At 45.8% G+C, this 16,968-nt stretch carries 15 protein-coding genes and 1 tRNA gene; 12 read left to right on the plus strand and 4 right to left on the minus strand.

What is annotated here, in order from left to right:
* Positions 1–97: 97 nt before the first annotated feature.
* The 11 genes from QZW82_RS00550 (at position 98) to urtE (ending at position 11,048) form a co-directional block, all read left to right on the plus strand.
* Entirely contained in the window at positions 98–994 is an 897-nt protein-coding gene (locus QZW82_RS00550; RefSeq protein ID WP_293142807.1) for a class I SAM-dependent methyltransferase, read from the plus strand.
* A 249-nt stretch (positions 995–1,243) separates the two neighbouring features.
* Positions 1,244–1,963, plus strand: a complete 720-nt coding sequence (locus QZW82_RS00555; protein ID WP_293142810.1) for an HAD family phosphatase — start codon at positions 1,244–1,246, stop codon at positions 1,961–1,963.
* A 129-nt stretch (positions 1,964–2,092) separates the two neighbouring features.
* Positions 2,093–2,165 (plus strand) — tRNA-Ala (locus QZW82_RS00560).
* Between the two features lie 591 nt (positions 2,166–2,756).
* Entirely contained in the window at positions 2,757–4,085 is a 1,329-nt protein-coding gene (gene urtA, locus QZW82_RS00565; protein WP_293142813.1) for an urea ABC transporter substrate-binding protein, read from the plus strand.
* 89 nt (positions 4,086–4,174) lie between these two features.
* The gene (locus QZW82_RS00570) at positions 4,175–4,303 is read left to right on the plus strand and encodes a hypothetical protein (RefSeq protein ID WP_293142816.1); all 129 of its coding nucleotides are present in this window, start codon (positions 4,175–4,177) and stop codon (positions 4,301–4,303) included.
* A 152-nt stretch (positions 4,304–4,455) separates the two neighbouring features.
* Entirely contained in the window at positions 4,456–5,667 is a 1,212-nt protein-coding gene (locus tag QZW82_RS00575) for a transposase (RefSeq protein WP_293142819.1), read from the plus strand.
* A 109-nt stretch (positions 5,668–5,776) separates the two neighbouring features.
* Complete coding sequence (locus QZW82_RS00580) at positions 5,777–6,931, plus strand: branched-chain amino acid ABC transporter permease (RefSeq protein ID WP_293142822.1); 1,155 nt, start codon at positions 5,777–5,779, stop codon at positions 6,929–6,931.
* Between the two features lie 26 nt (positions 6,932–6,957).
* On the plus strand, positions 6,958–8,100 hold the full coding sequence (gene urtC, locus QZW82_RS00585) for an urea ABC transporter permease subunit UrtC (protein WP_293142825.1): 1,143 nt from the start codon (positions 6,958–6,960) through the stop codon (positions 8,098–8,100).
* A gap of 209 nt (positions 8,101–8,309) precedes the next feature.
* Positions 8,310–9,056 (plus strand): TIGR00266 family protein, encoded by a 747-nt coding sequence (locus QZW82_RS00590; RefSeq protein WP_293142828.1) that lies wholly within the window; start codon positions 8,310–8,312, stop codon positions 9,054–9,056.
* A gap of 339 nt (positions 9,057–9,395) precedes the next feature.
* Complete coding sequence (gene urtD, locus QZW82_RS00595) at positions 9,396–10,145, plus strand: urea ABC transporter ATP-binding protein UrtD (protein WP_293142831.1); 750 nt, start codon at positions 9,396–9,398, stop codon at positions 10,143–10,145.
* A 204-nt stretch (positions 10,146–10,349) separates the two neighbouring features.
* Positions 10,350–11,048: an urea ABC transporter ATP-binding subunit UrtE gene (gene urtE, locus QZW82_RS00600; RefSeq protein ID WP_293142834.1), complete on the plus strand. Its 699-nt coding sequence runs from the start codon at positions 10,350–10,352 to the stop codon at positions 11,046–11,048.
* Between the two features lie 104 nt (positions 11,049–11,152).
* Here urtE and QZW82_RS00605 read toward each other — a convergent pair whose 3' ends face one another.
* A complete protein-coding gene (locus QZW82_RS00605) occupies positions 11,153–11,857 on the minus strand; it encodes a pentapeptide repeat-containing protein (protein WP_293142837.1) in 705 nt (234 codons plus the stop codon).
* Between the two features lie 148 nt (positions 11,858–12,005).
* Here QZW82_RS00605 and QZW82_RS00610 point away from each other — a divergent pair, with 148 nt between their 5' ends.
* A complete protein-coding gene (locus tag QZW82_RS00610) occupies positions 12,006–12,611 on the plus strand; it encodes a hypothetical protein (protein ID WP_293142840.1) in 606 nt (201 codons plus the stop codon).
* Here the strand turns inward: QZW82_RS00610 and QZW82_RS00615 are convergent.
* From QZW82_RS00615 to QZW82_RS00625, 3 genes are all read right to left on the minus strand, one after another.
* Positions 12,608–13,090, minus strand: a complete 483-nt coding sequence (locus QZW82_RS00615) for a chemotaxis protein CheW (RefSeq protein ID WP_293142843.1) — start codon at positions 13,088–13,090, stop codon at positions 12,608–12,610. The genes QZW82_RS00610 and QZW82_RS00615 overlap by 4 nt on opposite strands.
* Before the next feature lie 83 nt (positions 13,091–13,173).
* Positions 13,174–16,158: a hybrid sensor histidine kinase/response regulator gene (locus QZW82_RS00620; protein WP_293142846.1), complete on the minus strand. Its 2,985-nt coding sequence runs from the start codon at positions 16,156–16,158 to the stop codon at positions 13,174–13,176.
* A gap of 131 nt (positions 16,159–16,289) precedes the next feature.
* Positions 16,290–16,607 (minus strand): hypothetical protein, encoded by a 318-nt coding sequence (locus tag QZW82_RS00625; protein WP_293142849.1) that lies wholly within the window; start codon positions 16,605–16,607, stop codon positions 16,290–16,292.
* Positions 16,608–16,968: the final 361 nt, after the last annotated feature.

Genomic DNA, 16,968 nt, shown 5'->3' on the forward strand with positions numbered 1-16,968 from the left:
AGGCTTTCAACCAATTCTTTCTGGCAAAGTAAATTTAGTGAATGCTAAGTTGGCTGGCTTTGGCTAAAATTAAAATAGTTGTTGTGCAAGGAGTTTTATGGCTGTTGGCAAGGATACAATTTTTGAACGCTTTTTGTCGCCTCTGATACGACTGGCGATCGACGAACAAGCACTGAAACGACTCTACGAAGGTATCGACTGGGAAGCAGCGGGCGATCGCCACCGACAACCTAACCTAGTTTATCCCGAATATTACAGCCAAAACTTTCACGGCATCGAAGGCGGCTACCTCAACCCCAGTGCAGCGGTTTCCTACGATCCAATTACGCAATACGTTTTGCTTCCCCACGAAACAGTCGTCAGACAAGGCTTAATAGACGGTGTGCGGGTGAAGCCGCGCCGAATCATCGATTTGGGATGCGGCACTGGCTCAACCACGCTGATGCTCAAACAAGCCTTTCCCGAAGCGGAAGTTGTCGGCCTGGATTTGTCACCATATATGCTGGTAGTCGCCGAAATGAAATCGCAAAAAGCCGGCTTAAATATTGAGTGGTTGCACGGAAATGCCGAAAGCGTGGCTTTTGCTGACGCCAGCTTTGATTTAGTTGCAGCTTCCTTGCTGTTTCACGAGACGCCACCTGCGGTATCGCGGGCAATTTTACGAGAAAGTTTCCGATTGCTGAAGGTTGGGGGACAAGTGGCAATTTTGGACGGAAACCAAAAAACTTTGCGGCAGACAGAGTGGCTGACTGATATCTTTGAAGAGCCTTATATTAAGTCTTATGCAACTGGTAGTATTGATGCTTGGGCGGGGGCTGCTGGATTCGCGGCGGTGCAAACTCAGGATTACTGGTGGGTGCATCAGGTAACGCAGGGTGTGAAACCTCTTCCTGGGGAAGATTTGGAACCGGTGCGGGCGGCGAAGGTTTGGAATCCGATCGATTTGGTTCCTGATTTGGATGGTGATTTACCGGGAATTCCAGCACCAGCTTGATGTATTAACAGTTGACAGTTGACAGTTGACAGTTGGCAGTTGACAGCGTTAATCAGTTGACAGTTGACAGTTGACAGTTGACAGTTGACGGTTGACAGTTGACAGTTGATAGTTGGTGTTCCGATTACCAATAACCAATAACCAATAACCAATAACCAATAACCAATAACCAATAACCAAGAATCAATAACCAAGAATCAATAACCAATAACCAATAACCAATAACCAATAACTAATAACTAATGACTAATGACTCTAAAAGCAGTTTTATTTGATTTTAATGGCGTTATTATTAATGACGAGTCGATTCACGAGAAAATAATCGATCGACTAATGCTCGACGAAAATCTCCAACTCAAACGTGGGGAGTTTCGGGAAGTGTGCTTGGGAAAGAGCGATCGCACTTGTATTACCGAACTGCTGAAGCGCCGGGGACGATATCTGACAGAAACATACCTCGATCGCTTGCTACTTCGCAAGGCCCAAGCTTATCAGGAAGCAATCAATAGTTTGGAAAAATTGCCCATTTATTCAGATGTGGCAGAATTTATTGACAAAATTCGGGTTTCCGGACTAAAAATGGCGGTAGTTAGCGCGGCAATGCGATCGGATATAGAATTAGTGTTAGATCGATCGGGTTTGGCTGCAAACTTTGAATTAATTGTCGCAGGCGACGACTCGATCGCGAGCAAACCAGCACCCGACGGTTATCTGTTGGCGGTGGAACTTCTCAACCAGAAATATCCCGGATTTAACTTGCAAGCGATCGAGTGTTTGGCATTAGAAGATACTTTTGCAGGGATAGAAGCGGCAAAAAAAGCGGGGATTCAGGTAGCGGGAGTGACTCACACTTACCCGTTTCACATGATCCAACGCCAAGCTAATTGGACGGTGGACTATTTTGCGGATTTAGAATTGGACAGAATAGCCCAACTTTGCTCGATCGCCCCCACTCCACCAACAGCATAAAACACTTGACGTTTTTAGCAGTTACGTGCTAACGTAGTTGACTGTCTGCCAAAGTCAATACAAATGCGACCTGTAAGGCTTTGAGATTCGGCAATCGGGCATTTAAAATGCTAAATTAAAAGTCAATCAGGGGAATTAGCTCAGTTGGTAGAGCGCTGCGATCGCACCGCAGAGGCCAGCGGTTCGAGTCCGCTATTCTCCATATATCAGTGGAATGTTGACCAAAGAAGACGATTCATTACTCGAATCCTCTTTCTTGTGTCTAGGTAGATGTCGCTGTTGGCTGTCAACCGCTCTGGCTGTTGCTATATTTGTAGAAAGCGCGATGTGCATCTGCTTTGATATTTGGCTATGAGTTTGCCATTACCCGATTGCTGCCACGTCTCATAACATCAATAACGTCTTTGTCTACAAAAACCACCGGGTTTCCAACTTTAGACAGATTGCTGAAAAGACGTATATACGTTAGTAAACCTCATTTTTAGCGCAGTTATACCAATTTAATGGGTCGTTGCATATATCTCGATCCCCCTCGCATCCCCCTTAAGAAGGGGGACTTTGAGAAGAATCTTGTCCCCCCCTTATTAAGGGGGGTTAGGGGGGATCAGATTCTATGCAGCCTCATAAAAAATTGGTATTACTATCAATCCACACAAAATCAAGATTTTGTCAATCAATAATAAGTTTTGTATCTAAAAGTACAACAGTCTTCTAAAGCGAGTCTTAATATCAAGTCGCTATGTGTTATTATTCTCAATCATCTGACAGAGCTATTCAGGAGTAACTAGAAAAAATGACAAAGCGATTCGATCGGCGGAAATTTCTCTTATACAGTTCTGCTACCCTCACATCAAGTTTATTTCTAAAAGCTTGTAGAACTCCCACTCCAACCGCAACCCCAGCCGCTTCTCCCACAGCAGCAGGAACTACACCAGCAACACCAGCAGCCAGCAGTGGGAACACGATCAAAGTAGGAATTTTGCATTCCTTGAGCGGCACAATGTCAATCAGCGAAAAAAGCGTTGTGGAGGCCGAACAATTAGCAATAGAAGAAATCAATAAAGCTGGCGGCGTCCTCGGAAAACAAATCCAAGCAATAGTAGAAGACGGCAACTCAGACTGGCCGACTTTTGCCGAAAAAGCTAAAAAATTGATCGATCAAGACAAAGTTGTCACCGTCTTTGGCTGCTGGACATCCGCCAGCCGCAAAGCAGTGTTACCAGTATTTGAAGAAAAAAATCATATGCTCTGGTATCCCGTACAATACGAGGGTCAAGAGTGTTCCAAGAATATTTTTTATACCGGGGCTGCGCCGAACCAGCAAATCGAACCAGCAGTTGACTGGCTGCTAGAAAATAAAGGCAAAAAATTCTTCTTAGTCGGGTCGGACTACGTTTTTCCCCGCACAGCAAACACTATTATCAAAGCACAGCTAGCAGCCAAAGGTGGCGAATTAGTTGGCGAAGATTACATACCTTTGGGCGGTACAGAAGTCACGCCAATTATTACTAAAATCAAGGCAGCTTTGCCCGAGGGTGGAGTCATTTTCAATTCCCTCAACGGCGACAGCAACGTCGCATTCTTCAAACAGTTGCAGGGCGCAGGTTTGGGCCCGGACAAATATCCGTCAATGTCAGTCAGTATAGCAGAAGAAGAAGTAAAGGCGATCGGCGTAGAATATCTCAAAGGCCATTACGCCGCCTGGAATTACTTCATGACTGTGGAATCTCCGGCAAATAAAAAATTTGTGGAAGCTTTCAAGGCAAAATACGGCAAAGACAGAGTGACTAACGACCCGATGGAAGCAGCTTACATCATGGTTTACCTGTGGAAGCAAGCCGTCGAAAAAGCAGGAACACCAGACGATTTGGAAAAAGTGCGGGCAGCAGCTTTGGGTCAAACTTTTGACGCCCCGGGTGGCAAAGTAACCCTGGAAGTTAACCATCACCTTTCTAAATTTGTGCGGTTGGGCGAAGTGAGAGAAGATGGTTTGTTTAACATCACTTTTGCTACGCCAGAAGCCGTGAAGCCGATTCCTTGGAATCAGTTTGTCGCTGAAACCAAAGGTTTTTCCTGCGATTGGTCTGACCCCGCAAAAGGTGGCAAATTCAAGACACCATAAGTAGCCAAGACCAATTTTATTAATTAATGTTGGCAACAGATCTTCGATCGCCCCTAACCTCCCATCAGGGAGGGGGGGGGACAAGATCTTTGTTTCAAAGTCTCCCTCCCGCAGGCAATCTAGGGCGATCGAGACTTCGCCAGCAGCGCTATTATACGGGTTTTAGCTGGCACAGCATTCATCCCCATTATACTTGTACTCAGGTTAGTGTGGGATGAATGCGAGGCAATGAGGAATTGACCGACGAGCAATATTGAACGCAGTTCAATCAGCGATGTCGGTCGATGACGAATTGCCAATCTTGGGTATTTGTAGCGAATCAAGAGTTACACAATTATGGTAACATAGTAGCAATAGGAGGTAGAAATAAATGAGGACAGCATACCAGTATAAATTACGCCCAAATAAGCAACAAGCAATAGAATTAGATAGATGGTTGTCTATGCTTTGCGCTCAATATAACTATTTGTTGGCAGATAGATTTAACTGGTACGAACAAAATCGTTGCCCTGTCAACGCCTGTCCTCTGCTTTGTAACCTTCCAGAATTACGGGACAATCCCGATTACTACAGTCAAAAGAAAACACTGCCCGAGCTGAAGAAAACTCATCCTTGGTATAGCGAAATTTACTCACAAGTTCTACAGGATACTGTCAAGAGAGTCAAGGTAACTTTTGACAGATTTTTGAAAGGTGACAGTAACGGGAAGCGTAGCGGTAAACCGAGGTTTAAGTCTCGCGATCGTTACAGAACTTTTACTTATCCTCAGATGAAGGATGGATGCTTGCAAGGCAACTTAATCAATCTTCCGATGTTGGGAAAAGTTAAAGTTATTTTGCATCGTCCCGTTCCGAATGGTTTTAAAATCAAAACAGCGTCTATTACAAAAAAGGCTGACGGTTACTATTTAACTCTCAGCCTGGAAGATGCGACAGTTCCAACAATTAAACCCGATTTCAATCCAGAGTTAATAACTGGTATTGATGTTGGCTTAAAGGAGTTTTTGACAACTTCTGAGGGTGAAACTGTTGCCATACCTCAGCATTACCGTAAGTCTCAAAAACGTTTAAAAGTTATTCAAAAACGTGTTTCCCGTCGGAAAAAAGGAAGCAATCGAAGATTAAAAGCGGTGAAACAGTTAGGCAAGCGACATAAAAAGGTTGCCGATAAACGCAAAGATTTTCATTTCAAAACAGCTAACAACTTGTTGAAAAAATATGATGTTGTCGCGGTTGAAGATTTGAATTTCAAAGGACTTGCACGTACATGGTTGGCAAAATCTGTCCTTGATGCCGGATGGTCAAGCTTTCTGTCGATACTAAAAAACCAAGCCGAAAATGCTGGTTTATTGGTTGTCCCAGTTAAAGCATCTGGCACCAGTCAAGATTGTTCCAATTGTGGCGAGAAAGTACCTAAAAAACTGCATGACAGATGGCACGACTGTCCGCATTGTGGATGTAGTCTTGACCGCGATCTTAATGCGGCAATAAATATCAAAAACAGAGCGGTAGGGCATTCCGTTCTTAAAGCTCATCGAGTATCCGAAGCAATAGCTGGATTTGGTGAGAAGCCTACACGCTAACTGTACGAGCGTCAGTGTAGGAGTATGTCACTTCTAAGTTGAGACGAATGAAATAAAACCCACCTCTACAAAAAATATTTATTGTACCTAAAAAGTAAGAGGAAAACAAGTGGCGATATTGGATGGTTTATTTAATGGCATAAGCATCGGCGCTGTTTTGCTAATTGCAGCGCTGGGATTAGCGATTATTTTTGGGCTGATGGGCGTGATTAATATGGCTCACGGCGAGTTGATGATGTTGGGCGCTTATACAACTTTTGTAGTGCAGAATGTCTTCAAAGGTATGGGAGAATTTGCCTTTGAAACTTATATTTTATTTGCAATTCCCCTCGCTTTTTTAGTGGCGGCATTAGTAGGATTAATTCTCGAACGAGGAGTGATTCGCTATCTCTACGGGCGGCCGCTAGAAACTCTGCTGGCAACTTGGGGTGTAAGTTTGATTTTACAGCAGTTTGTCCGCAGCGTCAGTTGGGTGCTGGTAACGGGAATTGCAGTATTCTGTTTGCTATTTTTTGGCGGTTTGCAGGTGCTCAAGCGGCGCCCCGATTTCGATCGCACTCGCAGCACATTTATCGCCATAATTTTGCCTCTGTCTCTCGGGATTTCGTGGGCGGCGAGCGCATTTTTAGCACAAACTTACCAACTCGCAGTAACTAAACCTTGGTTTGGCGCTCAAAACGTTGATGTGACTGCGCCCGGATGGCTGCGCGGCGGCATCCCGCTGGGAACTTTTCAGTTACCCTACGCCCGACTTTTTATTATTGCGCTGACAGGCATTTGTTTGGTGGGAATTTACCTATTTTTGCAAAAGTCTGTGTGGGGATTGCGGATTCGTGCTGTGACGCAAAATCGCAGCATGAGTGCTTGTTTGGGAATACCTACCGAACAAGTAGATGCGCTGACTTTTGCTTTGGGTTCGGGATTGGCTGGTGTCGCTGGGTGCGCGATTAGTTTGATTGGTTCTGTAGGGTCAAATACCGGACAAAATTATATAGTCGATACCTTTATGGTGGTGGTTGTGGGCGGTGTGGGCAAGATTATGGGCAGTATAGTTGCTGCAATGGCGATCGGCACTGCAAATTATCTCATCGGATCGGGAACACTTGCATTAATGTTTGCTCCTGTCAAGCCCTTAGCTGATTTCTTCACATTTTTCGCCACCACCAGCATGGCAAAAGTGATGGTATTCGCCTTAATTATGGCTTTTCTGCAAGTGCGGCCGGGAGGAATTTTTCCGCAAAAAGGGCGCACTGTTGAGAATTAAAAACTACAGCTTTGAGCGGCAAAAAAATGAAGAATACAGAAAAAACGGCTCTGTTCAAAGAAGCAGCAATTGTAGGGGCGATCGCCCTAATTGCGATCGCGATCGTCCCAGGAATACTTGCTGACGCTCGTCTCAACCAATTGGGACGATTTTTAGCACTAGCGATTGTAGCTCTCGGTATAGACTTAATTTGGGGATATACAGGTTTGCTCAGTCTGGGACACGGCGTATTTTTTGCGATCGGTGGCTACGCCTTCGCCATGCACCTAAAACTGCAATTCCCCCCAAACGCCAGCAGTCAACTACCCGAATTCATGAACCTCTACGGTGTCACTGAACTCCCCTGGTTTTGGCAACCATTCTATTCATTTCCCTTCTCAGTCCTCGCAATATTCATCATCCCCGCCATCTTGGGCGGACTTTTAGGTTACTTAGTATTCCGCAATCGCATTCGAGGCGTTTACTTTTCAATTCTCACCCAAGCAGCCACAATTGTATTTTTCAACTTTTTTAACGGCCAGCAAAAACTGATTAACGGCACCAACGGACTCACCGACTTTAAAACCCTGTTTGGAGCCACAGTAAACGGCAGAGATACTCAATATATTTTCTACATTCTCACCGTACTATTTCTAGCAGCAACTTACGCCCTCTGCCGCTGGCTGACAAGCGGGCGTTTCGGGCGCTTGCTATTAGCAATTCGCGACGACGAAGTGCGCCTGCGTTTCTCCGGCTACAATCCCACAGGATACAAAGTTTTAGTATTTGCAATTTCCGCAGGCTTGGCGGGGATTGCAGGCGCATTATTCACCGTACAAACGGGAATTATTTCGCCAAAGGCAATGGATATAGCATTTTCCATCGAAATGGTAATTTGGGTAGCAGTAGGAGGTCGCGCCACATTATCAGGAGCAATATTGGGAGCGCTGCTAGTCAACTTTGGCAAAAGTTTCTTGAGCGAACAATTCCCCGAAGTATGGCTATTTTTCCAAGGCGCGCTATTTTTAATAGTAGTCACAGTCTTGCCAGACGGGTTAGTCGGATGGGTGCAATATCATGATTTTGAGCCAATTCGCCGCTTGTTCAGAAAACCGAAGTACGTATCTACTTACCCCAGCCTGGAACAAGACCCCGAAGTACAGCACGAAAAAGAAGAACTTGAACATTGATTGCAAAAATATCGTGTATATATAAGTAGGCGGATATAAATAAATGTCACCCGGAAGAGAGAAACGAAGCAATCGCCATAGACTTGAGACCAGCTTTCGGAGCGGCTCGCTTCGTTAACATGACTCGCTCCCCAGATGCAATATATATGTCCACCTGCTTAGATATCAGTAGCAACCAGCTTCGTTTTTTTAAATTTGAGGGGAAACGTATGGCAGATATTATTGACTACAAAATCTACGGCGACGATTTGCAACTCATCGAGATTGAGCTCGACCCCAAAGAAGGCGTCAGGGCCGAAGCAGGAACCATGACATACATGGAAGGCGACATCCAAATGCAAACATCCACAGGTGGTGGCCTATTTCAAGGTTTCAAGCGGATGCTGACAGGAGCGGGTTTTTTCATTACCACCTTTGTCAACGCCGGAAATCGCAAGGCCCGCGTCGCTTTTGCCGCCCCCTATCCGGGTAAAGTTATTCCCCTCGATTTAGGCAAACTTGGCGGTAAATTTTTGTGTCAAAAAGACTCATTTCTCTGTGCCGCCAACGGGATTGAAATTGAGGTAGCTTTCACCAAGCGGCTGGGTGCCGGTTTCTTTGGCGGAGAAGGCTTTATTCTGCAAAAATTACAGGGTAACGGGTTAGCTTTTGTTCATGCGGGAGGAACAATAGTTGAGAAAAATTTGGGAGTTGGCGAAGTGTTGCGGGCGGACACTGGTTGTTTGGTCGCTTTTGCGCCGACTGTAGATTACGATATTCAGTTTGTGGGCGGCTTTAAAAATGCTTTATTTGGTGGCGAAGGCTTGTTTTTGGTGAAGCTAACGGGGCCGGGTAAAGTGTATTTGCAAAGTTTGCCGCTCTCGAAGTTGGCTGAGCGGATTATGGCTGCAAATCCAGCTCCTGTAACGAGCACTTCTAACAGTATTTCGCTTGACTTTATGAGCAATCGCGGCTAGTGCTGATGTAGGGTGCGTCAGCCCGCAGATTTTTGGGTTGTTCTAAATACTGTTGGCTGACGCACCTAGGACGTTAAAATCAGGATAACCAGTTATATCATGTCCGGTCAGTTATCATAACAATCAAAGTTTGTAGTGCGGACTTCAGTCCGCATAATGCGGACTGAAGTCCGCACTACGAACATTACTTATTGCGGTCAATCGACCGGACATGATATTAAGCAAGGTGCGTCAGCCCGCAGATATTTCGCCTTTTCCAAAGACTGTTGACTGACGCACCCTACAACTACAATTAAGGAAAATCAAGAAAAATCAGTTGTATATTGCGGAATTAAAGTTATGAAGGGAAAAGTATTAGAGATAGAAAATTTGACTGTTAGTTTTGATGGTTTCAAAGCCATCAACGGTTTAAATTTCAGCATGGATGCGGGGGAACTCCGAGTTATCATTGGCCCTAACGGTGCGGGGAAAACAACTTTTCTCGATTCGATTACTGGGAAGGTGCAGCCGACGGAAGGGCGAGTGATATTTAAGGGGAAAAATTTGCGCCAATTGTCGGAGTATCAGATTGCGCGTCTGGGTATTGGCCGCAAGTTTCAAACGCCGCGAGTTTACTTGAATTTAACGCCGCGCGAAAATTTGGAGCTATCTTGCAACGGCAATAAAAATGTATTTCCAACTCTGTTTAAGCCTGCTCCTGCTGCTGAAAAGCGCACGGTGGCGGGTTTGTTAGAAACTATTGGTTTGGTTGCTAAGGCTGATGTTTTGGCTGGTTTGCTTTCTCACGGGGAAAAGCAGTGGTTGGAAATTGGGATGTTGGTGGCGCAATCTCCTGATTTGTTGTTGGTGGATGAGCCTGTGGCGGGTTTGACTGATGAGGAAACTGTGTTAACTGGAGAGTTGCTGATTTCGCTGGCAGAAAGTCATTCGGTGTTGGTAATTGAACATGATATGGAGTTTGTGCGGCAAATTGCGCGGCAGGTGACGGTGTTGCATCAGGGTGCTGTTTTGTGCGAGGGAACGATGGATGAGGTGCAAAATGACGATCGCGTAATTGAGGTATATTTGGGAAAACCGGAAGATAGTTGACAGTTGACAGTTGACAGTTGACAGTTGTCATATCATGTTCTGTAAATTAACCACAAGATTTGTAAGGGCGGGTTTACCAACAATCTTTCATTCTCACGGACAATCTACATAAACCCGCCCTGGCGACAAAATTTGAGCGCGGTAATTCAACGGACACGATACAAATTATCAATTACCAATTACCAATTACCAATTATTAATCATATGCTGCAAGTTTCTGATTTGAATGTTTACTATGGCGAAAGTCACATTTTGCGCGGTGTCGATTTAAGTGTCAATGCGGGGCAAATGGTTTGCTTGATCGGCCGCAATGGTGTTGGCAAAACTACTATGCTAAAAACCTTAATGGGCTTGCTGCAACCTCGCAGCGGCACAATTAATTTTGGCGGACAATCTATTGTCTCTAAGTTGACTCACCAGCGGGCTAAATTGGGGATTGGTTACGTGCCTCAAGGGCGCGAAATTATTCCGCGTTTGACTGTGAAAGAAAATCTATTACTAGGTTTGGAAGCGAAACCAACTCTGACCAAAAATCCTGAAGTTCCTGATGAGATTTTTGATTTGTTTCCGGTTTTGAAGACTATGCTCGATCGCATGGGGGGCGATTTGAGCGGGGGACAGCAGCAGCAGTTGGCGATTGCTAGGGCTTTGATGGGTGAGCCGAAGTTGCTGGTTTTGGATGAACCGACGGAGGGGATTCAACCGTCTATTATTTTAGACATTGAGGCTGCGGTGCGCCGCGTGGTTGCTACTAGGGGAATTTCGGTTTTGTTGGTGGAGCAGCATTTGCATTTTGTGCGGCAAGCTGATTGGTATTATGCTATGCAGAAAGGGGGAATTGTGGCTTCTGGAAGCACTAGCGAGTTGAGTGATGAGGTGATTCAGCGGTTTTTGGCTGTTTGATGTCGAATCAATAAGACTCGGCGGTTGAAACCGCAACTACACAAACGAAGTCCGCCTACGCGGACTCAAGAATGAAGGGGATATTCAAGCTGGATTTGATGTTATTAATTTTTCCGACCGTCGGGCATTGTGGTGCCGGCCATGCTGGCTCGATCGATACTAGCGCCATCTATATTAGCATTTCGGAGGTTCGCATTGGACAGATTTGCGTCTCTGAGGTCGGAAAATCGCAAGTCTGCACCGTCTAGATTGGTTCCTGTCAAGTTGGCTTTTCGGAGGTTGGTGTTGCTGATTCTCGCTCCGATTAACTGGGCTCCGCTTAAGTCTGTGCGGGCCATATTGGTGTTGACAAAATCTGAGATCTCGAAGGTGCTACCGCTGAGGCTGGCGTCTGAGAAATCTGCTCCTGTGACGATCGCATTTTTTAAGCGTATGTTAACTAATTTTATAGCTCGGAGGTCGCAACGGACGCAGCTTTGGGTTAGCAACAGTGTTTCGACGTTGGCGTTGATTTGGTCAATTTGTTGCTGGGAGAACCTTTCGGCAAATTCTGGGGAGACGTAACCGAGCTTTTTGGGATCTTCTGCTTTTGGTTGGGGTGTTGGTGCTTGGGGTGTTGGTGGTTGAGTTGTCGGTGGTTGAGTTGTCGGTGGTTGGGGTATTTGTGGTTGGATTATTGATGGTTGAGGTGTTTGTGGTTGGGGCGTTGGTGTTTGCCCGATCGCCCGATATTGCAGCCCCACCTTCGGATATTCTAGAGTGGCGGCAAAAATTAGCAGGGCGATCGACAATATTGTGATTTTTTTCATAAATAAATAACTTGTTGCTTGCCAGAATAACATTTACAGCAAATTCTATGTAAAGATGGTACACTCAATCAAGCATATTAAGCCAAAAATAAAACATTCCTGATTTCAGCCAAAAGTTTTACGATATGCGATCGCAAATAATCAACCTATGCCTTACAGTAAATTCACACTCAGTAAAGCTGTAGAGGATTTCAATCTTACTATTATTGAAGGCGCGCGTTTCTTACCAGAAATTGCCCCAGTCACTCCTAGTCCTTTACTTCGGGATACTCTTAAAGAAACGATTCCCTGGGCGATCGCAGTCAGCAGTGAAAAAGCTCGTTCTGAGGGGATTATCAATCCTGTGTTGCTGGAAGTCAAACGGCAGCTTCAAGGGCAGATTAGCGTTTTTTCCGGCGAAGAATTCAATGTAGAACCGGAGGCTGAACTCACAGGCTATGTGGACTTTCTCCTAAGTCGTTCCCCGGAACAACTATTTATTAAAGCCCCTGCGGTTGTCTTGGTGGAAGCCAAGAAAGAAGACCTTAAACCAGGTTTGGGGCAATGCCTTGCAGAAATGGTTGCCGCTCAACGTTTTAACCAACAAAAGCAACAGCCGATATCGACTATTTACGGAACCGTAACTAGCGGTACAGTTTGGCGGTTTCTTAAACTAGAAGAGCAATGCGTATCTATCGATCTTACTGATTATTCTCTGCTTCCGGTTGAGCAAATTTTGGGCTTCCTCGTTTGGATGATGACTGAAAATTGCTAGATATTAGGTTGGCTAAATAGATCCAAATTTAGATAAAAAACTTCGGAACCGTCAGGCGCGCGAATCAACTTTTCTATTACCGGAGGCAGTTGCTGTTGGCGGTACAATTCTGGAATTTCGGAGAAACTTTCTTCACCAATTTCCAAGATTTTCGGCATCTCAGGAATGGGAATTCCCAAGCGATCGCTTTTATTTAAGCTGCAAACAATCAGGTAGTTGCAGTCAGCAATACTCCGACTGCTGGGAAATATTTTAGATAAATTAATCAGGGTAATTAGTTCTTCTTGGTGCCGCACTAAACTTTGACCGCTATCTAAAAAACCGTAAGGATTAAAGTCTTTGACAACGCGCTGCACTTTTTCTATAGGAACCGCATAATTAACATTTCCAAGTTCAAAGGAAACAAGTTTTCGAGGAGCAGTTCTGGAAGTGCCTTGTTTCTTACTGCGAAAGCGGCGATTGTAATTGGCGTGAGTCATTCGATTTTGGATTGAAGATTAATGAACCGCGAAGGCGCTAAGAACGCGAAGGAAGAGTAAGAAGAAAATGCAGTTTGGATTGTTTAATGTTTGATTAATTTTGGTATTGCTTCTAAAAGTTGAGATTCGCTATAAGGTTTCGTGAAATATTGATTGGCGCCTAATTCCATTGCCATTTGTCGGTGTTTTTCGCCGCTGCGGGATGTCAGCATGGCTACGGGAATCTTAGCAAACCGCTGGGTCGATCGCATAGAGCGCAATAATTCAAATCCATCCATCCGGGGCATTTCAATATCGACAATCGCCAAACTGCAATCAAGACCATTTTGCAGCTTTTCCAGCGCATCTAAGCCGTCTTTAGCCTGAACTACGCGGTAGCGGGCGCGAGTCAGCATCAGAGACAACAACTGCCGAATTGTATAGGAATCGTCTACTACTAAAATCTGGGGCGACTGACTCGAAGTTGGCGCCACTTGTGGCACTTTACCAGACACAGGGGCGATCGAACTATTGGATAAAGGTTGACCCACCAAATCATCCACATCCAAAATAGTTACAACTTTACCGTCCCCCAAAATCGTACTCCCCAAAACCCCGCGAGGCTTGGATAGAGGTGGTGGCAAAGGTTTAACTACAATTTCCTGCTGGCCGATCAGGCGTTCCACGGCCACGGCCAGCATTCCTTCGCAAGAAGCCAAAACCAAGACGGGAATGTGATCTTGAGTCAAAGGGTCTGGAGAGGGGCCATCGGGCCCGACGACGCTGTATTCGAGCAAATCTTGCAGCCGTACCAAACGAATAAATTCATCCCGCCACCACAGCATCGGCTGATTGCCGGCGGTGTGAACTTCCGAAGCTTTAATATGCAGAATTTCCTCGACTGCATCTAGCGGTACTGCTATTTTATTGCGATCGGTCTTTACCATCAAAGCCTCAGTAATTGACAGCAACAATGGCAGTTTGATGATAAAACTCGTACCTTTTCCCAGGCGAGAATCCACCTTCACAGTCCCTCGCACAGTCCGCAAATTTGTTCGCACCACGTCGAGTCCGACTCCCCGCCCGGAAAGGTCGCTCACTTCCTCAGCAGTGCTAAAACCAGGCCAAAATAGAAAATCATAGAGTTCGGCAATGGAAAAGTCTTGGGCTTGTTCTTCCGTCGCTAAACCCTTTTTAACTATTTTGCGGCGAATGATTTCCGGGTCAATGCCTTTGCCGTCGTCGGCGATTGTAATAATAGTTTGGCCGCCTTGGTGGCGGGCTTCTATTTCAATTTGACCGCTGGCGGGTTTGCCAATTGCTTGCCGAACTTCGGGCATTTCGATGCCGTGGTCAAAAGCGTTTCTGACTAAATGTACCAAGGGGTCGCGCAAAGCGTCGAGCAAACTTTCGTCAATTTTGGTATCTCTTCCTACTAACAAGAGGTTGACATCTTTATCGTAGGTGAGGCACATATCCCGAAGCGCCCTCGGTAAGTGGTCTACGGCGCGACTGAAACTCACGACTCGCAACTGCATGACGCGGCTGCGAAGTTGTTCGGTGATGCGGCGCAGTTGGTCGGTACTGCGCTCGAATTTCATTGCTAAGGTGTCTAATTTGGTGGCGGATTGAGAAATTGCTTCGGTGGTTTCGATGACTTCTGCGGCTGTCGAGTGGAACTCTGTATAACGATCCATCTCTAAGATATCGAAGTGATTGTGGTCGATCGAGGATTTGCCGTTAGCAATCAGTGGAAATTCTGTTTCAGATCCTGCAAGTTTTCCTAATCCCGAATTGCCGTTTCCCCCTTTCCAGTCTGCAAAACTCAGTCTGTCGTATTCTTCTCGCAACTGGCCGCCGAATTGATTTAAATCTACGATACTGCGGCGAATTCGCTTGACTTCGCCGCGCAATTCGGATTCTTGAAGTTCCAAATTTGTACGGTTGATGACTAATTCCCCGACTAGATTCACCAATTCTGTCAGGCGTTCTAAGTCTACGCGGATTGTTGGTCGCTGCGGGTTGGGGACTGAAGATTGAGTAGGGGCGGTGGATGGTGCGTGCCCGCCCTGAGTTTTGAGTATTTTAGGGGCGGTGTCCCCGTGCCCGCCTTGAGTTTTGAGTGCTGGTTTCTCCAATTCCTCCAATTCCTCCAATTCCTCCGATGCTGTCGGTTCTTGCTGGTGGTTTGGGGGTGGGGGGGAGATTTGGGGGAGTTCGTTAGCGCAGCCCTCGAAGAGGATCGCCCTTCCTTCCAATAGTTGCCCTCGTGCGGTTTGCAAATTTTGGGCGATCGCCCAACCCTCGGACTGCAACCGCTGTAAAGTCAAATCTGGAGAGTCGATCAAATCTCTGAGGGGTTCAGCGACTTTCCCAAAATCCGGCAATTGCAGCATTCCAGCCAAGCCGGAAAGTTGGTAATAAACCTGGTTGAGGGCGGTGACGCTTTGTGCTAAATCTGCCTCGGAAGCTTGGGAAAGTTCGGTTTCTAGGCGATTGAAGATTGGCGGCAATTCGTGTTCAAAAATCAGTTTCAGGGTTTCCGGGGCTGCCGATCGACTGGCTGCGGGGACTGGTGGCGGCCCCGGCTTGCCGTACTTTGCCTCGAACTGGGCGTGAATTTGGGCGATCGCCTCCAGGTTTTCGGTTTGATCGGGAGTGCTGACATCCGAGTGCCCGATCGCTTCGATCGCAATCTTTTTGAGAGTATCCACCCCTTGCAGCAAAACAGTTATAGTGACCGGTTCCAGGGCCGACAAGTCCGTGCGATCGCGCAAAATGACAAAACAGTCCTCCAGCGTGTGAGCCGCCGCCGACACGTCTTGAAAGCCCAACATTGAACCCGCACCTTTAATCGAGTGAGCGGCCCGAAACATTTCTTTAACAGCCGCTTGTCGCTGTTTCAAATCTGCGCCTTCCATCGCCAGCAGGTGAGTCTCCATTGACTGGAGAAACTCTTGGGTTTCTGCGGTAAAAGCATCTATTAATTCGTTTAAATCATCATCATTCATATATAGCAGTGGACAGTTGACAGTGGACAGTTGACAGTTGACAGTTGACAGTTGACAGTTGACAGTACGGGAATCCAACCATTTATGCTTAACGGATATCGGCTCTATTCATCAGGTTATTTATGTCCGCGCCCGATATGGCAGTTGGTATAAATATGAATATCGGCACCCAGTAGTTTTGAACTATTACCGATAACCTCGGTTTTTTATTAATCCTTTGAACTGAACGAACTTTCTTTCGTTATTGGCGATCGCAATCCAAGCTGTTGCCGGACTGCTTGCAATGATTTTCCTCTTTTTGCTTTCGGGCGATCGCTTGGAAGCGGCACATCGGAAGCGGAAATTATTGGCTTTTTTAGAGCAGCGAGAAATAAGTTTAATTCTTCTTGAAGTTCTTCGACTAATTCTCCAAAAGGTGCGGTTTCTTTTTCGGCGCAGGCTGCGATCGTACCCATATCGTCATAATACACCGTGCGAATTGTGTAGCCAGCATCCTCCAAAAATACTCGATAATCCCAGTTAATCATACTTCTTCCTCTTCCCCTTGAAATATATATTTATTCCCAGGCTTGGCAGTAATGTGATCTATACCGACAATTTTAACTTGCTCGTCAACCATAATAAGATTGGTTTGTAGTGAGGACTTTAGTCCGCATCTAAGAAAGGACAATTTTAACTTGCTCGTCAACCATAATAAGATTGGTTTGTAGTGAGGACTTTAGTCCGCATCTAAGAAAGGACAATTTTAACTTGCTCGTCAACCATAATAAGATTGGCTTGTAGTGAGGACTTTAGTCCGCATCTAAGAAAGGACAATTTTAACTTGCTCGTCAACCATAATAAGATTGGTTTGTAGTGAGGACTTTAGTCCGCATCTAAGAAAGGACA

The sequence above is a fragment of the Microcoleus sp. bin48.metabat.b7b8b9.023 genome (genome assembly GCF_013299185.1).
Taxonomy (GTDB): domain Bacteria; phylum Cyanobacteriota; class Cyanobacteriia; order Cyanobacteriales; family Microcoleaceae; genus Microcoleus.